Annotated in this window: 18 protein-coding genes; 13 read left to right on the top strand and 5 right to left on the bottom strand. The window is 46.1% G+C overall.

What is annotated here, in order from left to right:
- Positions 1 to 142: 142 nt before the first annotated feature.
- Positions 143 to 316: a DUF6496 domain-containing protein gene (locus tag LZG94_RS07715; RefSeq protein ID WP_215232862.1), complete on the bottom strand. Its 174-nt coding sequence runs from the start codon at positions 314 to 316 to the stop codon at positions 143 to 145.
- A 103-nt stretch (positions 317 to 419) separates the two neighbouring features.
- Between LZG94_RS07715 and LZG94_RS07710 the strand changes: the two genes are divergently transcribed.
- Both LZG94_RS07710 and LZG94_RS07705 read left to right on the top strand, forming a co-directional pair.
- Complete coding sequence (locus LZG94_RS07710) at positions 420 to 1,796, top strand: amidohydrolase family protein (protein WP_233791345.1); 1,377 nt, start codon at positions 420 to 422, stop codon at positions 1,794 to 1,796.
- 19 nt (positions 1,797 to 1,815) lie between these two features.
- Positions 1,816 to 2,181 (top strand): VOC family protein, encoded by a 366-nt coding sequence (locus LZG94_RS07705; RefSeq protein ID WP_233791344.1) that lies wholly within the window; start codon positions 1,816 to 1,818, stop codon positions 2,179 to 2,181.
- Here LZG94_RS07705 and LZG94_RS07700 read toward each other — a convergent pair.
- Complete coding sequence (locus LZG94_RS07700; RefSeq protein WP_233791343.1) at positions 2,178 to 3,056, bottom strand: alpha/beta fold hydrolase; 879 nt, start codon at positions 3,054 to 3,056, stop codon at positions 2,178 to 2,180. The genes LZG94_RS07705 and LZG94_RS07700 overlap by 4 nt on opposite strands.
- A gap of 210 nt (positions 3,057 to 3,266) precedes the next feature.
- Between LZG94_RS07700 and LZG94_RS07695 the strand changes: the two genes are divergently transcribed.
- The 8 genes from LZG94_RS07695 (at position 3,267) to LZG94_RS07660 (ending at position 12,598) form a co-directional block, all read left to right on the top strand.
- Entirely contained in the window at positions 3,267 to 4,298 is a 1,032-nt protein-coding gene (locus LZG94_RS07695) for a hypothetical protein (protein ID WP_233791342.1), read from the top strand.
- Complete coding sequence (locus LZG94_RS07690; RefSeq protein WP_233791341.1) at positions 4,298 to 5,461, top strand: glycosyltransferase family 4 protein; 1,164 nt, start codon at positions 4,298 to 4,300, stop codon at positions 5,459 to 5,461. Before LZG94_RS07695 ends, LZG94_RS07690 begins: the two co-directional genes overlap by 1 nt.
- Positions 5,462 to 5,491: 30 nt before the next feature.
- Positions 5,492 to 6,649: a glycosyltransferase gene (locus tag LZG94_RS07685; protein WP_233791340.1), complete on the top strand. Its 1,158-nt coding sequence runs from the start codon at positions 5,492 to 5,494 to the stop codon at positions 6,647 to 6,649.
- Positions 6,650 to 6,698: 49 nt separating this feature from the next.
- A complete protein-coding gene (locus tag LZG94_RS07680; RefSeq protein ID WP_215232855.1) occupies positions 6,699 to 7,625 on the top strand; it encodes a glycosyltransferase family 2 protein in 927 nt (308 codons plus the stop codon).
- Positions 7,582 to 8,148 (top strand): putative colanic acid biosynthesis acetyltransferase, encoded by a 567-nt coding sequence (locus LZG94_RS07675; protein WP_233791339.1) that lies wholly within the window; start codon positions 7,582 to 7,584, stop codon positions 8,146 to 8,148. Before LZG94_RS07680 ends, LZG94_RS07675 begins: the two co-directional genes overlap by 44 nt.
- The gene (locus LZG94_RS07670) at positions 8,145 to 8,894 is read left to right on the top strand and encodes a glycosyltransferase family 2 protein (RefSeq protein WP_233791338.1); all 750 of its coding nucleotides are present in this window, start codon (positions 8,145 to 8,147) and stop codon (positions 8,892 to 8,894) included. Before LZG94_RS07675 ends, LZG94_RS07670 begins: the two co-directional genes overlap by 4 nt.
- Positions 8,895 to 9,022: 128 nt before the next feature.
- Positions 9,023 to 10,231, top strand: coding sequence for an MraY family glycosyltransferase (locus LZG94_RS07665; protein ID WP_215232852.1), 1,209 nt, complete (start codon positions 9,023 to 9,025; stop codon positions 10,229 to 10,231).
- Positions 10,232 to 10,327: 96 nt separating this feature from the next.
- Positions 10,328 to 12,598 (top strand): NADP-dependent malic enzyme, encoded by a 2,271-nt coding sequence (locus tag LZG94_RS07660; RefSeq protein ID WP_233791337.1) that lies wholly within the window; start codon positions 10,328 to 10,330, stop codon positions 12,596 to 12,598.
- 189 nt (positions 12,599 to 12,787) lie between these two features.
- Here LZG94_RS07660 and LZG94_RS07655 read toward each other — a convergent pair whose 3' ends face one another.
- The gene (locus LZG94_RS07655; protein ID WP_233791336.1) at positions 12,788 to 14,644 is read right to left on the bottom strand and encodes a glycoside hydrolase family 2 protein; all 1,857 of its coding nucleotides are present in this window, start codon (positions 14,642 to 14,644) and stop codon (positions 12,788 to 12,790) included.
- Between the two features lie 136 nt (positions 14,645 to 14,780).
- Here LZG94_RS07655 and LZG94_RS07650 point away from each other — a divergent pair, with 136 nt between their 5' ends.
- Complete coding sequence (locus LZG94_RS07650) at positions 14,781 to 15,842, top strand: isoaspartyl peptidase/L-asparaginase family protein (RefSeq protein ID WP_233791335.1); 1,062 nt, start codon at positions 14,781 to 14,783, stop codon at positions 15,840 to 15,842.
- A gap of 134 nt (positions 15,843 to 15,976) precedes the next feature.
- Positions 15,977 to 17,086: a T9SS type A sorting domain-containing protein gene (locus LZG94_RS07645; protein ID WP_233791334.1), complete on the top strand. Its 1,110-nt coding sequence runs from the start codon at positions 15,977 to 15,979 to the stop codon at positions 17,084 to 17,086.
- On the opposite strand, the gene LZG94_RS07640 is transcribed toward LZG94_RS07645, so the two are convergent.
- Positions 17,087 to 18,004 carry an alpha/beta fold hydrolase gene (locus tag LZG94_RS07640; RefSeq protein WP_233791333.1) on the bottom strand — a complete coding sequence of 306 codons (918 nt, stop codon included), beginning with the start codon at positions 18,002 to 18,004 and terminating at the stop codon, positions 17,087 to 17,089.
- Between the two features lie 186 nt (positions 18,005 to 18,190).
- Between LZG94_RS07640 and epsC the strand changes: the two genes are divergently transcribed.
- Positions 18,191 to 19,021: a serine O-acetyltransferase EpsC gene (gene epsC / locus LZG94_RS07635; RefSeq protein WP_233791332.1), complete on the top strand. Its 831-nt coding sequence runs from the start codon at positions 18,191 to 18,193 to the stop codon at positions 19,019 to 19,021.
- Here the strand turns inward: epsC and LZG94_RS07630 are convergent.
- Positions 19,014 to 19,607, bottom strand: a complete 594-nt coding sequence (locus LZG94_RS07630; RefSeq protein ID WP_215232845.1) for a TetR/AcrR family transcriptional regulator — start codon at positions 19,605 to 19,607, stop codon at positions 19,014 to 19,016. The two genes, epsC and LZG94_RS07630, sit on opposite strands and share 8 nt — an antisense overlap.
- Positions 19,608 to 19,638 lie beyond the last annotated feature (31 nt).

Genomic DNA, 19,638 nt, shown 5'->3' with positions numbered 1-19,638 from the left:
GTCGTAAGAACACTTTGACCGTACAAGATATAGTTTTTTGGTAACTTAAATCAGACATTGAATTTCTTCGACAAAAGAGTTGGGACACGAGACTGACGATTGACGACCGGCATAATCGATCGTCAATCGCCAACATGGATCGTTAGTCTTTCTTCGGCACTTTCGCTCCCTCTTTTCTTGCTTCCGACAACCCAATCGCAATCGCCTGTTTTTTGGAAGTGACTTTTTTGCCGGAACCGGATTTCAACTTCCCTTCTTTTTGCTCGTGCAAGGTCTCCCCGACCTTTTCACTTGCCTTTTTTGAGTATTTTGCCATAATTCACCAGTGTTAATACTGTAAGCTTAATTTTTTGTTCTTTGTAAAAAATGACGCTTTTATCAAAACCTGTACCAAAATCTCTTACTCAAAACAGCCACGCATGCAAACACTGCATATTATCCTGACAGCCACATTACGAATACCGGCCAGGTTCTCCCTGTTGGCATTAATATTAGGTTCAACAGGCGGTTATGCCTGGGCTCAGCCCGGGACAAAGCTGCTGAAAGACGTGACGCTGATCGACGGTACCGGCGCCGCTCCTTTGGAGCATGTCGATATTCTTATCGAAGGAAAACGCATTAAAGAAATTGGTAAAAACCTGAAAGCCAACGCAGAAACGATTGTCTCACTCAGCGGAAAAACTGTGATGCCTTCACTTATCTGTGCACACGCGCACGTTGGAACGTTGAAAGGCACCACTTCGTCGGCAGAGAATTACACACGTGAGAATGTGTTGCGGCAATTGAAAAAATACCAGGACTACGGAGTAAGCGCAGTGCTGGCAATGGGAACTGACAGACCGCTGATCTTCAACGGATTCCGTGACTCAACAGTCGCCGGGTTACTGCCGGGCGCGCGCCTTTTTTCTGCGGGATACGGTTTTAATACTCCCGACAAAAATCCCGGCTCCTGGATGAACCTGCTGCTGCGACCAGAGCGCCCAGAAGATGTACCGGCGATGATGGAAAAGCTTGCGGCAGTTAAACCGACAGTCGTGAAAATCTGGGTCGATGATCACGGTGGCGGCAGCCAGAAAATGAAGCCTGAGATATATAAGGCAATCATCAAGGAAGCGCATCGGCGAAATATTCGCGTAGCCGCCCACTTATATTACGCCGACGACGCCAGCGCGCTGATCGACGCAGGACTGGATATTATCGCTCACAGTATCCGGGACAAGGAAGTTGATGCTGCACTACTAGCGAAAATGAAGCAGAAAAAAGTCATTTACATTCCTACCCTTACCCTGGACGAATATCAGTTTGCATACGCAGAAAGTCCGGAGTGGCTGAATGATCCGTTTTTCAAATCGTCACTTGAACCGGGTGTATTTGAAATGATTACAGAGAAAAGTTATGGTGAAAAAATCAAGAAATCGCCTGACTACCTGCGGAATGTAGCAGCAAATAAAATCGGAATGCGGAACCTCAAAAAGATCTCCGACGCCGGCATTACCGTCGCGCTCGGGACAGATTCCGGCGCATTTCCTGTCCGCGCGCAGGGATTCACGGAGCATTTGGAGCTGGAAATGATGGTAGAATCCGGTCTGAGCCCATTGCAGGCGATCACGGCAGCAACCAGAAACGCAGCCCGCGCCTTGCTTATCGATAAAGAAAGCGGTACGCTTGAAAAAGGCAAGATTGCCGATATGCTCATACTGGAAGCAGATCCAACCAAGGATATTAAAAATACGAGAAAGATAGATTCAGTCTGGAAGGAAGGAAACGCTGCCAGCAAAGGCCCATTAAAACAATAGAAAAATCACTCCTGCAACGATGAAAATCAGTTTTAAGAAATTAGACCATATTATGCTTTGCATTCCCGAAGGCAAGGAAGAGGAAGCCAGGGAATTTTATACCAATACATTGGGCCTGCCCGAGTTGAAAGACCTGGGTTATCCTTTGCCAAATGGAGCAATCTGGTTTCAGATGGGCGATATTCAACTTCATGTTCGGGCTGAGAAAAATCATAGTGTTTCAGACCGGCATCCGGCATTTGAGGTGCATAATCTGGCGGAAGCGCGCACATTGCTCGAAAAACACAATATTGAGATCAAAAATGAAAGCAAAATCCCGGATAGAAATCGACTTTCTTTCCGGGATCCGTTTGGTAATCGCATTGAACTGATCGAGATGACCTAGTTCGCGATATCTGTATAAGGATTGCTGATCGTAACCACGTTTTCGTTGATAAACTGGATCAGATTTTCGTTCAGGCGCTCCTTGTGGGTAATGAAAAGTCCGTGAGGTGCGCCTTCGTAAATGATATATTCAGCGGCGGGAAGCATTTCGGAAGTGCGGTCGCTGCTCACTTTAATAGGCACTGTTTTGTCTGATTCACCGTGAATGATCAGTACCGGCACGTCTATCAGTGGCAAGTCGTTTCTGAAATCGGTTGCGCTGAAACTGCGGATACATTGGGTCGTAGCCCGGCCCGATGCCTGCAATGCCAGAATGCTGTGCCACTGCAGGATCTCGTCACTTACTGCATTGTTGAGCAGGCTGATACCATAAAAATCTTTGGCAAAACCAGCCAGGAAATGCGGGCGGTCGGCTTCTACATCTTTTACAAACCCGTCGAACAGGTCTTGCGGAACGCCGTCGGGATTATCTTCGCCTTTCAGCATATAAGGTACTACCGAGCTAATTAGCACAGCTTTTGAAACGCGGGCACTTCCGTATTTACTTAGGTAACGCACCACTTCTCCCCCACCCATCGAAAATCCGACGAGGGTAACATCGTGGAGATCAAGATTCTCGATCACTGCATTCAGGTCACCGGCCAGTGTGTCGTAATCGTAGCCTGACCAGGTTTTATCCGATTTCCCGAACCCGCGGCGATCGTAGCCAATGCAGCGGATTCCGTGTTTTGGAAGCTCATTGAACTGATATTCCCACATTTCGTGGCTCAGAGGCCAGCCGGAAATAAAAATGACGGGTTTTCCCTCGCCGACTTCGTTCACAAACAATTTTATGGGTTCACCTGTTGTACCCGCTTTTGATTCAATCCATTTCATAGTCTTAGGTTTAAATAGCGTATAATTTTGTCCGTAGATCCGATTTCGAACTAACGTACTTCCCTAAACTGTTTAAATTATCATTCCAAAAATCCTGTAAGTTGTAAAGTTGTAGGCAACTTATTTCTCAACAAAAAGTCAAAAAATCGTATTTGGAAAAAGTAATTCTAAATTTGCGCACACATTCGACGTAGAAAAGAGCTTCCATTAATGTTAAAGTACCTATACGGATTTTTGATTGGCATCGTCATTCTCGCCGGAATAACCGAGGTTGTATTAAGGGTAAAATACGGTTTCTGTAATTCGCCGCTCTACGTTTCCGATCCTGATTTCGAATATATATACGCGCCCAACCAGGATGTAAAACGCTTTGGTTATGTACTGAAAACGAATAAGTTTTCAATGCGAAATGAAGAGATTCTGCCTTCGGACACGCTGGTTATCCTGCTCATCGGGGATTCGGTCGTGAACGGCGGCAGCCTTACTGATCAGGATAGCATTGCGACGACCCTCCTGGAAAAGCGTTTTCAGGCTGATTTCAACCAAAGAGTGCGGGTATTGAATATTTCTGCGGGCTCGTGGGGACCGGATAATGTGGCGGCTTACCTTAAAAAGTTCGGGCTTTTCAATGCGAAACTGATGTGCCTGGTGACGAGCAGCCACGATGCGCACGATATTATGTCGCACCAAAGTCCGGTCGGAATTGATCCTGGCTGGCCGAACAAGCAATATAAGGTTGCATTGTACGAACTTTGGGACAGGTACCGCTGGATTTTCTTCTATTATATTGATACCGTTTTTTTCTCTCAGGAACCCGACGTGCCGGTCGTTGCCCAGGAAACGAAACCCGAGCCGGTTCCTGCAGATTCTACAAGCCAGGTGAAAATCGATTCGGCAAAAAAAGATAAGCTCAATCAAGCTGGCATTCGCAAGCCGGGTACTGATTTCAATCCGGGATACCAGCAGCTTTTCGAAATGGCGCGCGACAATAATATTCCGTTTTTCATTTACCTGCACCCGGAAATCACCGAGGTGGATATGGGGCATTTCAATGATCAGGGGGAAGAAATTATCGCATTTGCCAAACAGAACAATATCAGGCTGATCAACGAATTTCAATATCCGATTTCCACCAAACTATATCGGAAAATGGATCTCGTACATTATAATAGCCAGGGACAGGTTTTTATGGCCGATAATTTGTACCCATTGTTTCAGGAATATTTAAATCTTAAAAAGTAATGCGCGTACTCGTTGTTCACAATCAGTTATGGGCGCATTATAAGTCGAGGCTTTTCAGCGATATCTCCCAGGTTTTTAGAAGATCTTATCCCGAAAGTCAATTTCTCGTGGCGCAGATCGCATTATACGAAGCGAGCCGGAGCGTGATGCAAAATGACAATGCAGTAGTTTACGAATATCCCTATCAGGTACTTTTTGAGCGCAGCCTGGATAGCACAACTACGAGCGAAAGACGAAAAGCACTTTTTAAGGTATTCAACGAATTCAAACCTGACGTACTGAATATCACCGGCTGGGGAGATATGGCGCAGGTTCAGCTCATGTTTTATGCCAGGTTCAAAGGTGTAAAAGTGGTGATCTCTTCCGAATCTTCCTCGCTGGATCACAGCCGCTCTTCCTGGAAGGAAACTTTGAAAAGCTTTATAGTAACCCGGGCCAATGCATTTTTTTGTTTTGGTAAAACTTCCGCGGATTACCTGGAATCATTGGGCGTAAACTCAAAGGATATCACCGTGCGAAAAGCGGCGGTCGTCGACGAGGAAGTTATCCGGCGAAATTTTGAAAATGCTGAAAAGCGGCGGGCGGCTGAACAAACCGGTAATACGGCGCGGAAATTTGTTTACGTGGGTCGGCTGGCGCCGGAAAAGAACCTGGAAATGCTCATCCGTGCATTCAGTAATGTTCATAAAAACGCGAACCCTGAAACGGCGAACTGGCAACTGCTATTCGTCGGCGACGGACCGGAGCGGCAGCGGCTTGCATTGCTTTTGGAAGAGCTGAAAATAAGTAATCAAGTTATTTTCGCCGGCGGTTTTCCGTGGTATGAGGTTCCCAACTGGCTGGCGCAGAGTGACGTGCTGGTTTTGCCGAGCAAATCGGAACCCTGGGGATTGGTGGTCAATGAAGCGATGGTTTGCGGAATGCCCGTAATCGTTTCTGATAAATGCGGCTGCGTGGCGGATCTGGTTGAGAACAATACAAACGGGTTCGTATTCAATCCGGAAAAACAGGAGGAACTCGAAAAGGCTTTGCTTTTTTTTATAAACAATCCTGAAAAAATAAAAACAATGGGCGCAGCTTCGCTGGCAAAAATCAAGCCTTTTTCCTCGGAAACTGTCGCGGCCCAAATGGTAGAGACTTACAAAAAACTGGCAAAGGCGTAAGCTGAGCCTTGAAATACACTTATCTAGCAAATGCGGATTCTTAATATTTGTGCATACACCTGGGCGATCGGCGGACCAGCCCGGATCATTTACGACCACACTACCGAGGTACTCGCACAGGGACATCAGGTTGATATCCTGAGCCCGATGACGCCCGGCGAAAAAATGTATCCCGCCCCCCAAGGCGCGCGGCTCATTCCATGTGCGAGAACTACGCCGGTAAGTGATATTTACAGGGAATTTTCCATCGAAATGTACCAGTATCTCAAAAAGCACATTGATGAATACGATGTGGTGCACATGCACGGAATCTGGCATTTTGGAAGTCTGGCGCCGTTTTTGATCCCCAGCAAGGCAGCAAAAGTCATCACGATCCACGGCCTGCTCGACAAATGGGCGGTTGCGCACAGTAAATGGAAAAAGCAGATCGTCACTGCACTTTATCAGAAAAGGCTGCTTGGAAAAGCCGACCTGATCCAGATCAATAATACGGACGAAGAGGAAGACGTGGTCCGGTACCTGGGTTACCGGCCAAAGAATATGGTGATCGTTCCGAATGGAATGAAGCTTTCAGATTACCAGAACTTACCTGAAAAAGGGATTTTCCGGGCGAAACATCAGATTACTGAAAAGCAACAGCTCATACTTTTTATGGGGAGGCTCAATATTAAAAAGGGCCTTGATCTTCTGTTGCCCGCTTTTGATAAAATCCACAAACAATTACCGGATGCAGTACTGGTACTGGCTGGGCCGGACGATGGATACCAGTCGGAAACAGAAGAATTTATCAAAAAAAACCAGCTCGGCGACCGCATTAAGCTGGTAGGAATGCTGACTGATACCGATAAAAAAGAAGCATTTTCTGACGCTGACCTTTTCGTTCTTCCGTCCTATTCAGAAGGATTTTCAATCGCAGTTCTGGAAGCGATGACGTGCAAAATCCCGACGGTTGTCTCCGATCGCGTCGGTTTTGGAGACTATATCAGAAAATATGAAGCTTCGTACCTAACTCCCTTGACCAGTGAGGGAGTAGCGGAAGGAATTCTTAAAATATTACAAGATAAACCTTACGCCTTGTCCGTCGCAAATCGTGCGTACGACATGGTAACCGAAAATTTTGACATCAAAGTAGTCGCTAATCAATTATTGGAAGAATACAAGAAGATTCAAAAAAGCAACTATCTTTGAGCATTTAAGTAACCGCTGAAAAGCAAGTCCGAAACGTTACACACTGGATATGATTGATTTATCCGTCATTATACTGACACACAATGAATCGAAGCACATCGGACGTTGCATTCAAAGTCTTCAGCAGGTAACCGACAAGATTTTTATCGTCGATTCTTTTTCAACGGACGATACGGTTTCAATAGCCGAAAATCTCGGCGCAACTGTGATCCAGAATCCCTGGGTCTCCTATTCCTTCCAATTCAATTTTGGCATTGCGAATAATCCGTTCCAAACAGCCTGGCTGATGCGGATGGACGCCGACGAATACATTACGACCGAACTCGCAAACGAACTGAAAGCCTCCCTCGGCCAGGTTTCCGCGGGTGTTTCCGGTTTGTATGTAAAGCGCCGCGTGATATTTATGGACAAATGGATCCGTCGCGGAGGCTACTACCCGATCTGGCTGCTGCGGATCTGGCGCCGCGGGATCGGTACCTGCGAGGAATTGTGGATGGACGAACATATCAAGCTCAGCAGCGGAACGGTCGAAAATCTGAAAAACGATATCGTCGATCATAACCTCAATAACCTGACCTGGTGGACCCAAAAGCATAACAATTATGCAATAAGGGAAGTCATTGATTTATTGAACATTAAATATAATTTTGATAGCAAGCCGACCGTCGATCCGAAGTTCTGGGGAACGCAGGAACAGCGGACGCGTTATCTTAAAGTGAAATACTCAAAAATGCCGCTATTTACCCGGCCATTCATTTATTTCAGTTACCGGTATTTTCTAAAACTTGGTTTTCTGGACGGTTTGAAGGGTATTATCTGGCATTTTTTACAAGGATTCTGGTACCGCTTCCTCGTCGACGCGAAGATATACGAAGTGTATTACCGGGCCGGGAAGGACAAGGAGCAGATCATGGAACATTTCAGAACGGAATATGGAAAAGACCTTAAAAACCCAAACCGATCTGTCAAAGTATGACAATAGCTGGTACAAGCCCGGCAGTTTTGTGAAACAATTACTCTGGTATTTCACAGGCCGCCTGTTTGTACACACGCATTTGCCTTACCCCTCCGGCTTCAAGAATAGTATCCTGAGAATGTTCGGTGCAAAGATTGGAAACGGGGTTGTGATCAAGCCAAAAGTGAACATCAAATATCCCTGGTTCCTGCAAATCGGCGACCATACCTGGATCGGTGAAAATGTGTGGATCGACAACCTCACTATGGTGACAATCGAATCAAACGTCTGCTTATCACAGGGTTGCATGCTTTTAACCGGAAACCATAATTATTCGAAGAGCGCATTTGACCTGATCGTGAAGCCGATTATCATTGAAAAAGGCGCGTGGATCGGCGCGAAAGCGACAGTTTGTCCGGGTGTAAAAGTTGGGTCGCACGCAGTATTAACAGTCAATTCTGTCGCTACTACCAATCTCGATGCAGACGGAATTTATCAGGGAAATCCTGCCAGATACATTAAAACAAGAATAATAAACCATTGAAAGTAAGTATACTGACGGTTGTCTATAACGGAGCAGCCACGATCCGCCAATGCATTGAATCGATTGTAAATCAGGATTATCCTGATATCGAATACATTGTCGTGGACGGAAATTCGAAAGACGGAACGCAGGATATTGTGAAATCTTTCGAAGGGAAAGTCAGCAAATTCGTCAGCGAAAAAGACGCTGGAATTTACGATGCCATGAACAAAGGCATACAATTAGCATCCGGTGAAATAATCGGAATACTAAATGCAGACGATTTTTACGCATTCTCAACCGTTATTTCCGAGGTAGTCGAACTGATGAAATCGGGTAACTATGAAGCTTGTTACGGGGATTTGGAATACGTAGACTTTACAAACGGATCAATAGTAAAAAGGAAATGGACTTCGGGACTATATCAGAAAGGTTCGTTTTTGAATGGCTGGATGCCGCCACACCCTACGTTTTTTGTGCGCCGGGAGTTGTACGACAGGCTCGGCAAGTTCCGACTGGATCTGGGAAGTGCGGCAGATTATGAGCTGATGCTGAGATTTGTACACAAAGCAGAAATCAAGATTGGCTACCTGCCCAAGGTACTGGTTAAAATGCGGAGCGGCGGGGTCAGTAACAGTTCGTTTAAAAACAGGATTCAGGCAAACCGAAATGATCTTAAAGCATGGAGAACAAATGAATTAACTCCAAAATTTTACACATTGTGGCTAAAACCAATCAGGAAAATCTTTCAATTTATCAGGCTTTAAAAAAGACCTGATCCTGACGTTCAGTAAATATTTTGCATTTCGGTGACTTGGATATTTCCTATATTTACAAAATTTACGTCATTTGACTAGAATTTTCCTCTTTACACTTCATAAATAAGGCAGACACTATGGATTTAAAGTTACCTCTTCAGATATTAAGTGAAGGAAACTTCAGCAACATCATCCACCACGATGTGTACCAATGCCTCCTTTCGTTTCTGATCGCTTGTTTTCTGTCGATAATCTCCATACCTATTATCATTAACCTGTCTAACCTGCTGCATCTTACGGCAAAACCAGGTTTCCGCAGCTCACACGAAACTGAAACGCCCACACTTGGTGGTATTGCCATTTTCGCAGCCACACTGATCGCCTACTTTCTCTGGCCACACTCTGAAAACATTCTCGATTCCAATCTGATCAGTCTCGCGATGACGGGCGTGATCATTTTGTTTTTTCTCGGCATCAAAGATGATATCCTTGCAGTTGACCCTACCAAAAAGCTGATCATTCAAATTTTCGCTTCGCTGATATTAGTGGCGATGGGGAATTTTAAGGTTGATAATTTTTACGGGATCTTCGGCATTCACGCAGTAGCTGACTATGTCAGCATTCCACTTACCGTTTTCATATTTATCGCGATCATCAATGCGATCAACCTGATCGACGGGATTGACGGACTGGCGGGCGGCATTAGTTTAATTGCCGGACTCGGGTTTGGTATCTGGTTCATACTCAACGACCACTTTTCTTTCGGCTGCCTCGCATTCGCTATGTCGGGTTCGTTGCTGGGTTTTTTAAGGTTTAACTTTTCAAAAACAAGCAAGATCTTCATGGGCGATACCGGGTCGCTGATCGTCGGTTACCTGCTTTCAATATTCTCAGTTGAATTTCTGTCGCTGAATGTGGGCTACCTGCACGATCCGAATGCATATTTCAATGCACCGATCATCGTGATGGTATTGCTGATCGTTCCGATATTTGACACGCTCCGGGTATTCATTGTCCGCATATTTAAAGGCGGTTCCCCGTTTGTGGCCGACCGCAATCACATGCACCATATTCTCCTGGACAACGGGCTAAACCACTTCTGGGCATCGTTCTCACTTTGGATGGTGACCATTACGAATACCGCACTGTTCTTCGCATTTCACGGGGACATTACAAATACTGCCTCGCTTTACATTTATATCGCGATGTTCGGGGCCTACATGCTTTTTGCACATATTCTCAAAAGAAGGATCGTGACCGTCAAAGCAAGGAAAAAATTGGTAAATAGTCCCTCTTTCAAGAAAGAAGATGTGCCTTCATCAGGCAACACAATGCGCGATTTCTGACCCCTGCGCCGGGGAATTTGCAGTGAATAGCTCCGCAAAATTCATTGGCATGAACCTAATGTTTGTACCTTAGCACGAAATAATTGCTATACAGGTATGAACAAAAAGATCAGAAAAGAAGACGCGCTATATTACCACTCGAAGGGCAGACCTGGGAAAATCCAGGTAATTCCAACCAAGGAAACAAGCACTCAGCGGGACCTTTCGCTGGCCTACTCTCCCGGAGTAGCAGAGCCTTGCCTTGAAATCGCCGAAAATGTTGAAAATGCATATTTGTATACTGCCAAAGGCAATTTGGTTGCTGTAATCAGTAACGGAACGGCTGTTCTTGGGCTGGGCGATATCGGTCCGGAAGCTTCCAAGCCTGTCATGGAAGGAAAGGGTTTGCTATTCAAGATTTACGCAGATATTGACGTTTTTGATATCGAATTGAATACCAAGGATGTCGACGAATTTGTCCGGACTGTCAAAATTCTGGAACCAACATTTGGCGGTATTAACCTGGAAGATATCAAGGCGCCTGAATGTTTTGAAATTGAAGCCCGTCTTAAAAAGGAACTCAATATTCCGGTCATGCACGATGACCAGCACGGAACTGCGATTATCAGTGCAGCCGCGATGCTGAATGCTTTGAAACTTGTCAACAAGAATATTGGCGAAATCAGAGTGGTGGTCTCCGGCGCTGGCGCTTCTGCTGTCTCCTGTACAAAACTTTATATATCGCTGGGTGTCAATCCTCAGAATGTGGCGATGTTTGATACAAAAGGACATATTCACAACGGCCGCACGGATTTGAGTGAGATGAAAAAGCAGTTTGCGACTGATCTGGAATTTGATTCGCTCGATGCTGCGATGGTTGGTGCTGATATTTTCCTTGGACTCTCAACAGCTGATATAGTTTCTAAAGACATGGTGAAATCGATGGCGAAAGATCCGATCGTGCTTGCTATGGCCAATCCAAATCCCGAAATACCTTATCCTGATGCAGTAGAAGCGCGGGAAGATGTAATTATGGCCACCGGCCGTTCTGACTATCCTAACCAGGTGAATAACGTACTCGGGTTTCCATACATTTTCCGCGGCGCGCTGGATGTTAGGGCCACGGAAATCAATGAAGAAATGAAGCTGGCTGCGGTTCATGCACTGGCGGATCTGGCGACCAAGCCCGTTCCGGATATTGTCAACCTGGCTTATAATGAGACGAATATCGTTTTTGGTAAAAATTACATCATACCAAAACCCGTCGATCCGCGCCTGCTCACTACGGTAGCCCCGGCGGTTGCAAAAGCAGCGATGGAAACCGGCGTGGCGCGCACGCATATCACGGATTGGGACGCTTACGAGCAGGAACTTTCAAGTCGCCTGGGTCGCAATGAGCAGATCTCAAGAGTAATCCTGAACAAGGCGAAGCTTGCACCAAAAAGGGTTGTTTTTGCTGATGCAGAGAATATTCAGGTATTACGTGCAGCGCAACAGGTTCGGGATGAAGGAATTGCGATACCGATCCTACTCGGTAGTAAAGAGACGATTCAGCATTTGATCAGAGAAAGCAAGCTTGACCTGGGAGACGTAGCAATCGTGGATCCGCGTGCTGAAGAAAATGAGCACATGATCGATACGTACGCTGCTAAACTGTACGAAAAACGTCAGCGGAAAGGACTTACGCCGATCGAAGCGAGAAGGACGATCTATTTCAAAAGCTATTTCGGCTCGATGATGGTCGAAAATGGTGAAGCAGATGCATTTATTTCCGGTTTAACCCGCACTTACCCGGACACAATTCGCCCGGCTTTGCACGTGATCGGAAAGCAGGATGGTGTGAATAAGGTAGCAGGTATGTACATTCTGCTCACACCAAAAGGCCCGCTCTTCTTCTCCGATACCACGGTCAATCTCGATCCTACGGTTGATGAGATCGTGGAAATCACAGAGCTGACTGCAAAAGCAGTGGGACATTTTAATATTTCGCCCCGCATCGCACTGGTAACGTATGCCAACTACGGTAGTGCTGCTGGCCACGATGCTGAAAAAATGCGGGAAGCCACTGCTATCCTGAAAAAGAGAAATCCGACAATGGTGGTAGAAGGAGAAATGCAGGCCCACCTTGCTTTCAATACAACACTTTTAAAAGAAAATCACCCATTCAGCGACCTCGTCGACGGCGGCGCGAATACCTTGATTTTCCCAAATCTTTCGGCAAGTAACATCGCCTATAACCTGCTGAAAGAAGCAGCCGAACTGGAAACCATCGGACCGATCCTATTGGGTCTTAAAAAGCCGGTGCACGTGTTACAGCTAGGAAGCTCCGTCCGCGAAATCGTAAATATGGTCGCTATCGCGGTTGTAGAAGCGCAGATGAAGGGTTAGAGCGGAGGAAGGAGGAACGGAGGAAAGGGAGGATGGAGGAAAGGGAGGAAGGAAATAGAAAGGGAAGAGTAGCAGGTATTCCTGCGTTCTTCCCTTTTTGTCTTTTAATATTTAATATTCAATCTTCTCCCTCCTCCGTTTCTCCTTCCTCCGTTTCTCCTTCCTCCCTTTCCTCCCCTTCTCCCAATCCTACCTCATCTTCACAAACTCCGGATTATAAATAGGCTGATGAATCGCTTTCAGCTTGGCTTCCGGGAATTTGATTACTTTACGGTCGTAGGTCATTAAACCGTTTGTTTCGATCTCTACGTCAGTGGTTTGTGTGTAAACCGCCGCGGACAAACCTTTCCGGATCAAAGGCTCAAATTTTTTGATCATGCCTTCATAACGGTTGTAAAGTTCTTCCTGCGTTTTAAAGCTTTGGTATCCCCAGTTGTCTTTTTGCTGCCAGGTATGTCCAGTCACCGGAAGTCCTAATCCGCCGAATTCACCCAAAACGATAATTTGCTTCGCACCGAAAAGATCAGGTCTCGGCATAACAGGCTCGGGGTAATTGTGCATATCGATAATGTGCCCCACCGGATGGAAGTTACCGCCGCTCGCGCTGTTTACGAGTCTGCTTGAATCGTATTGCATCGTCCATTTTGTGATCTCCTCGGTCTTGAACTGGCCCCACGCTTCATTGAAAGGTACCCAGATTACGATAGATGGGAAAAAGCGGTTGGCATCCATGATCGCTTTCCATTCGTCTTTAAATATCTTTTCTGATTCCGGCGTGCGGTCGCGATCGGTTTCATTGCCGGTAATGCCCGGGCGCTGCTCCCAGTTATTGCCCATATCGCCACTCGGCATATCCTGCCAAACCAGCATTCCAAGCTCGTCGCAATACCGGTACCATCTCGCCGGCTCCACTTTTACGTGCTTTCTGATCATATTAAAACCCATTTCTTTGGTCTTAACAATATCGAATTTTAAAGCTTCGTCATTTGGCGCAGTGTACAAACCGTCTGGCCACCAGCCCTGGTCAAGCGGACCGTATTGAAAAAGGAATTTATTGTTCAAAGTCATGCGCTGGATCCCGTTCTGATCTGGCTGCATCGCGATTTTGCGCATTGCGAAGTAGCTCTTCGCCTCGTCCACAACTTTGCCGTTTCTTGTGATCGTCACAGTCAGATCATACAAAAACGGGCTGTCGGGCGACCATAACTTTGCATTTGGAACTGACAATGCGATGTTTGCATTAGGCGCAGCTTCCTGCTCTGCAACTTTGGTAGTACCGTCGAAAGCCACAACCTTCACCTTATCCCCCTCTTTCGCGCCTTCCACTTTCAGGCCGATATTCACTATTTGCTTGTCAATATCAGGAACCGGTAAAATACTTGTAATGTGACTTGCAGACACGGTTTCCAGCCAAACTGTCTGCCAGATACCCGTCACCGGCGTGTACCAGATCGCATGCGGGTTCTTGATCTGCTTGCCTCTTGGCTGCGGTCCGTCGCTGCTTGGGTCCCATACTCTCACGCTGATTTCCTGTTGCTTCTTTTTAACCAGCAAGTCAGTAATATCAAATGAAAAAGGATCATAACCGCCCTGATGCGAGCCGGCTGGTTTTCCATTTACGAATACCTCACACTTCCAGTCCACTGCGCCGAAATGTAGCAGTACGCGCTGGTCTTTCAGTTTCGGAGCAAAATCAACTGTCCGATTGTACCAAAGCACACTGTCTTTTCCCACAGTTCTGCCCACCCCTGACAATGCAGATTCAACCGCAAAAGGCACCAGGATTTTTCCCTCAAAACTGGCGGGTTTGGTTTCGCCGGCATATTGCGGTACGATTGAGTAATTCCACAATCCATTGATATTCTGCCAGTTTCTACGGATCAATTGCGGTCTTGGATACTCCGGATGTGGATTGGCGGCCGATACTTTTTCTGCCCACGGCGTAACGATCTTGCCTTGCTTATACTTCCAGCCGGCATTGTCCTGCGCATACAGGATCTGCGTGGAAATGGCCAGGATGGTTAGGAAATAGCTTAATTTTTTCATTCTTGGTTTTAATTACTGAGACTTAATTTGAGTTTCACTTTTTTAAAAGTCCTGCAATAATATGCTTTACTGCGGAATTCGAGTGCAACAGATATTGACTATATTAGATTTTACAACTCACTCAAAGCAAGAATCCATGAAAAAGGTCTGCATTCTCTTCTTGACCCTATTAAACCTGCCGCTGTTCGCACAGGATTTTTCAGATAAGATCACGTTGGTAATCCACGGCGGCGCAGGAACCATAACCCGGTCGAATATGAGCCCGGAGCAGGAAAAAGCGTACAAGGATGTTTTGAATACCGCTTTGGAAAAAGGTTATGCGGTGCTGAAAAGTGGCGGTACCAGCGTTCAGGCGGTAGAAGCTACGATTCATGTAATGGAAGATTCGCCGCTTTTCAATGCGGGCAAAGGTGCTGTTTTCACAAATGAAGGTAAAAATGAGCTCGACGCTTCGGTGATGGAAGGCAAGACGATGAAAGCCGGCGCAATAGCCGGAGTTACTACGATCAAAAACCCGATCAGCGCTGCAATTGCAGTGATGGAAAAATCTGAACACGTCATGATGGCTGGCGCCGGCGCGGAGAAATTCGCCAAGCAACAGGGAATCGAGCTCGTTGACCCAAAATATTTTTACACAGAATCAAGATATAAAGCATTGCTGCGGGCCAGGGAAGCTGACAAAACCGAGCTTGACCATGATTCAAAAGACAAACAGCAATTGAAGAAAGCGCCCAAAACGGGATTTGCGAAAGACACTGAGTTGATATTTACAGAAGGAAAAAAATTCGGGACGGTGGGCTGTGTGGCGCTGGACAAGTTCGGTAACCTCGCTGCCGGCACTTCTACCGGCGGAATGACCAATAAGAAATACGGACGCGTTGGCGACGCTCCGATCATCGGAGCGGGTACTTATGCCAACAATGCAACTTGCGCAGTTTCGGCGACCGGCCACGGGGAATATTTCATCCGATCAGTGGTTGCGTATGATATTTCTGCATTGATGGAATACAAAGGCATGTCGCTGAAAGACGCTTCCAATGAAGTAGTTATGAAGAAGCTCGTCGAGCGGGGCGGCGAGGGTGGTATTATCGCGGTCGACAGGAACGGGAATATTGCAATGCCATTTAACAGCGAAGGAATGTACCGCGGTTACATCAAAAGCGACGGAACACGCGAGGTACTCATTTATAAGGACTGACCCATTTTCCGGTATAAAATTTTAAGACAAAAAGAATGCAGTTTTATGCATTTGTTTCTGGTTACAACCATACAAAAAAGTGCATTTCCTGCGTTGTGTTTACATTAAGTAACTTAACGCCGCCTATTCCTTTTATGAAATCAATCTACGGGATTTTCTTTCTGATCGCGTTGTTTTGTAACGCAAGTTATGCCACTCATTTGCAGGGTGGCGAGATCATGGCGGCTCACGTTTCGGGGCAAACTTATAATATTAAGGTCCGGATTTATGTGGATGCACAAGTGGGTGGCGGCGCGGCAGATGCCATGCAGGAAGTGACGGTATGTCTGGGAAATGGAACTACGCGCAATCTCCCCAGAACTACCACAAATCCGGTCCCCGGCTCGCGGAGCATTATCGCCGTGGATTTTGAACAGCAATATACTTTTCCGACAACAGGTATTTTTCAAATTTCGGCAGCGGTTGATAACCGCACGGGTGGTATGCTTAACCTGGATAATTCGCAGGTGACTTCGATGTTTATCTGGACTGTGATCGATACGCAGGTTGCAAATTCAACTCCTGTGTTGCCCTACCTGGCTTTCGATGCGGGCGTGAGGCAGGTTTTTTCAGTCGATCTGAAACCAACTGTGGCTGACAGCGATAGTATTTCGGTGAAAGTGGAGCGGATCAGCAAACCATCGCCCGGTTCCTGCGGTGTAAGAATGCCCGATCGTACTTACTTATTTCCTAACGAAATAAGTGCAAACGGTACCTTTAAAGTTGAACCTGCATTGAACCAGCTGGTATGGAAAGCGCCGGAAGTTGTTGGTAATTACCTGTTTACAATGGTTGTGAGAGAATGGCGCGGCGGCGTCGTGATTTCCGAAAGCTACCGGGAAGGAACAATCAACGTAACTGACAAGCCAGGTGAAACGGTTGAAATCCCGCCCTACGAATCTTCTGAATACGGAAACCCTATTACCTCAATTCCTAAGACTTCTTCCGCTGAAATTTCGATGGCTGTGGAAGCTTATCCGGTACCGACCGATGATTTTGTAACTGTGAATGCTTACAGCAAAAATAGGGCGGTGATCAGGCTGCAGTTGATTGACCTGAATGGTCGGATTGTTCGTGAAACCAAGACGCAAGCTCCCGAAATATCTGTGCAGGAACGTTTTGATATGCGTAACCTTTCGCACGGCGTTTACATTATCAAAGCTGACAATGCTTCCGACTCGGTGACGCAAAAGGTGGTGAGATAATCAGTTTCCGGTTATCGCAGCGTCGTCGGAAACCCTGTCCAGCGAGCTGATCTTTTCCTTGAAAAGAAGACCTTTTAAAAGCATTTCCTTGATCATCGATAAATGCGTGTAGGTGATCATGTGGCCCGCATTATAGAGAAAAATGTATTGGGCGCGTTTACTTTTAATGTGTTTTTTAGCAAAATCAATATTCGCAGGATCAGCAATCCAATCATTTCCACCCTGAATAACCGTTGTGGGGATTTGCAGACTTTGCCAGACCGGCAGCAGCTTTTTAAGTTCGTCGGAGTGGCTGTATTTTTCAGCAGTAGCCGTGTTAAACTGTTTCGGAAGGAAAAGTTGAATAAATGAATTCCTGCCCCATTTGGAAAACCAATAGAATTTTTCCTTTTCCGGATCAATAACCGGAGATACCATAACCAGCTCTTTCACCTGTTCCGGAACCAGCGAAACTAGCTTTGCTGCGATCGGCGCGCCGTAAGAGCGACCCAGGACTGTCACTTTTTCCTTGCTCTTATTTAGCTCAAAAACCGGAAGCAATGCATTCGCCTGTGTGGCAATCGACGTAACGTGCCGGCGCTTTTTCAGCCTGGATTTACCATAACCTACCCTATCTACCGAAACAATATGAAAATGCTTTTGAAGGTCCTCATCGTCCATTAAGTTCATATATCCCCACAAAGAACCGGGCGCACCGTGAATTAAAAGCAACATAGGCAGCGTATCAGAACCTATACTGGCAATGCAAAGTGAAAGTGTATCATTCTTAATAATCCGCTCGACAGGTTTCACATCTTTTTGCGCATAGTGCTTTCTGACCTGCTTTGCAGAGATGATATATCTTGAGAAACAGGAGCTTAATGACAGCGAAATGGCGATGAACAGAACGGGTGTCCGAAGGAATTTAAGACTTGACATGCGTAAGAATGTTGCGGTATTTCATTCACAGGATATTCTAATATACTATTTAGGTATACAAAAAGTAAACCTCCGGATGGATTTTTTGAAAGAAATTGCCGGAACTAAATTTTTCATAGTGTTTCTTTGTTAGTGAAAAAACCGTATTATCTGCGATCGCAGCCTATTACCCTAATATATTTCTGAATGACGACCAGCCACCAAGACCCATTTTTCCTGCGCCTGACCGAGCAGAATGAAAAATACCGCTACAAGCTTCCTTCACGGCACGATGCGGGGAACTTCATTCAGAACCTTATTAATTTTCTCTTTCCGATCAGCCAGGATTGTCCTAACTGCCCTTCTAAGGATCTGGCAATGAAATATGCGGATTTGCGGGACGAGCTGGACCACATGTTGCAGCCACTATTGCCCCAACTTGAGAAGGAAAAGGGCGAGATACTGGACGAGATATTCAGTGGGATTCCTGATATCTACGAAATGCTGCTTGCGGATGCAAAGTCAATCACCGATAATGATCCTGCGTCTGTCAGTCTGGAAGAAGTAATTTCTGTGTATCCTGGTTTTATGGCGATAGCGACTTACAGGTTCGCCCATTTGTTTGCTCAATGCGGGATTCCGTTGCTTCCTCGGATGCTCACGGAGTTTGCACACAGCCAGACCGGAATAGATATTCACCCGAATGCAGTGATCGGCCGCTCCTTCTTTATTGATCACGGAACCGGCGTCGTGATAGGAGAAACGACACATATTGGTAATAATGTGAAGCTTTATCAGGGAGTTACTTTGGGAGCTACGCACGTGTCCAAGTCACTTGCGTCGCGCAAGCGGCATCCTACGATTGAAGACAATGTGGTGGTTTATGCCAATGCGACTATTCTAGGCGGAGAAACCGTGATCGGGCACGATTCGATCATTGGCGGAAATGCCTGGTTAGTGAAAAGCGTACCTCCATTTTCTCAGGTCTATCACCAAAGCAAAATAGAGATACGCCCTCAAACTGTTCCTGCTACATAATGCTGCGGATAAACCGCCGCACACCTTCCATATAAATTGGTTCTGCATGCTCAAATGCAGACCTCGGTTGCGTGATCATTGTGATGCTAATAAACCCAAAGGTAAGGCACCACCATTCGTAATAAGTTTTGGTAACACCTTCTGCGGATTTTGGACGAAGGCCCGCGATCATTTCCCATACCGGGTTCCCTTTGATGCTCATCGCTTGCGAAAAAGCCTTTTTGGAATCGCAGTAAGCTCCTTCCAGGTTGAACATTACCTGAAATATCTCCGGATTTTCAACTGAAAAGTTCCAGATACTTTGCGCGACCTCTACGAGTTGTTTTTGAGGATTACTGAAATGTCCCTTGATCTTGATAAACTCGCTCTGCAGATGATCGAAACCTTCCATACGGACTGCTTCCAGGAGCTTGTCTTTGCTATCAAAATATTCGTATAAAATTGGGGGACTATATTCAATCACGTCGGCGATTTTACGGATCGAGACAGCAGTCCATCCGTCTTCTCGGGCAATGTCTTTAGCTGTTTTAACGATGTCGGAACGTACCTGAATTTTAAGTCGTTCTCTTCGCTCTACTATTCCCATGCGTGAGTAGTTCTTTTATGATTGAGTCAGA

Origin of the sequence: Dyadobacter sp. CY343, from assembly GCF_021390335.1 — a bacterium.
GTDB lineage: Bacteria > Bacteroidota > Bacteroidia > Cytophagales > Spirosomataceae > Dyadobacter.
This window is presented reverse-complemented; position numbering and strand designations above follow the sequence as displayed.

Coding starts and splice junctions, on each gene's coding strand:
- epsC (WP_233791332.1), top strand. CDS start 18,191: ATGACGACCAGCCACCAAGACCCATTTTTCCTGCGCCTGACCGAGCAG.
- LZG94_RS07690 (WP_233791341.1), top strand. CDS start 4,298: ATGCGCGTACTCGTTGTTCACAATCAGTTATGGGCGCATTATAAGTCG.
- LZG94_RS07630 (WP_215232845.1), bottom strand. CDS start 19,607: ATGGGAATAGTAGAGCGAAGAGAACGACTTAAAATTCAGGTACGTTCC.
- LZG94_RS07645 (WP_233791334.1), top strand. CDS start 15,977: ATGAAATCAATCTACGGGATTTTCTTTCTGATCGCGTTGTTTTGTAAC.
- LZG94_RS07640 (WP_233791333.1), bottom strand. CDS start 18,004: ATGTCAAGTCTTAAATTCCTTCGGACACCCGTTCTGTTCATCGCCATT.
- LZG94_RS07710 (WP_233791345.1), top strand. CDS start 420: ATGCAAACACTGCATATTATCCTGACAGCCACATTACGAATACCGGCC.
- LZG94_RS07660 (WP_233791337.1), top strand. CDS start 10,328: ATGAACAAAAAGATCAGAAAAGAAGACGCGCTATATTACCACTCGAAG.
- LZG94_RS07655 (WP_233791336.1), bottom strand. CDS start 14,644: ATGAAAAAATTAAGCTATTTCCTAACCATCCTGGCCATTTCCACGCAG.
- LZG94_RS07650 (WP_233791335.1), top strand. CDS start 14,781: ATGAAAAAGGTCTGCATTCTCTTCTTGACCCTATTAAACCTGCCGCTG.
- LZG94_RS07665 (WP_215232852.1), top strand. CDS start 9,023: ATGGATTTAAAGTTACCTCTTCAGATATTAAGTGAAGGAAACTTCAGC.
- LZG94_RS07675 (WP_233791339.1), top strand. CDS start 7,582: ATGGAAAAGACCTTAAAAACCCAAACCGATCTGTCAAAGTATGACAAT.
- LZG94_RS07680 (WP_215232855.1), top strand. CDS start 6,699: ATGATTGATTTATCCGTCATTATACTGACACACAATGAATCGAAGCAC.
- LZG94_RS07695 (WP_233791342.1), top strand. CDS start 3,267: ATGTTAAAGTACCTATACGGATTTTTGATTGGCATCGTCATTCTCGCC.
- LZG94_RS07705 (WP_233791344.1), top strand. CDS start 1,816: ATGAAAATCAGTTTTAAGAAATTAGACCATATTATGCTTTGCATTCCC.
- LZG94_RS07715 (WP_215232862.1), bottom strand. CDS start 316: ATGGCAAAATACTCAAAAAAGGCAAGTGAAAAGGTCGGGGAGACCTTG.
- LZG94_RS07700 (WP_233791343.1), bottom strand. CDS start 3,056: ATGAAATGGATTGAATCAAAAGCGGGTACAACAGGTGAACCCATAAAA.
- LZG94_RS07685 (WP_233791340.1), top strand. CDS start 5,492: ATGCGGATTCTTAATATTTGTGCATACACCTGGGCGATCGGCGGACCA.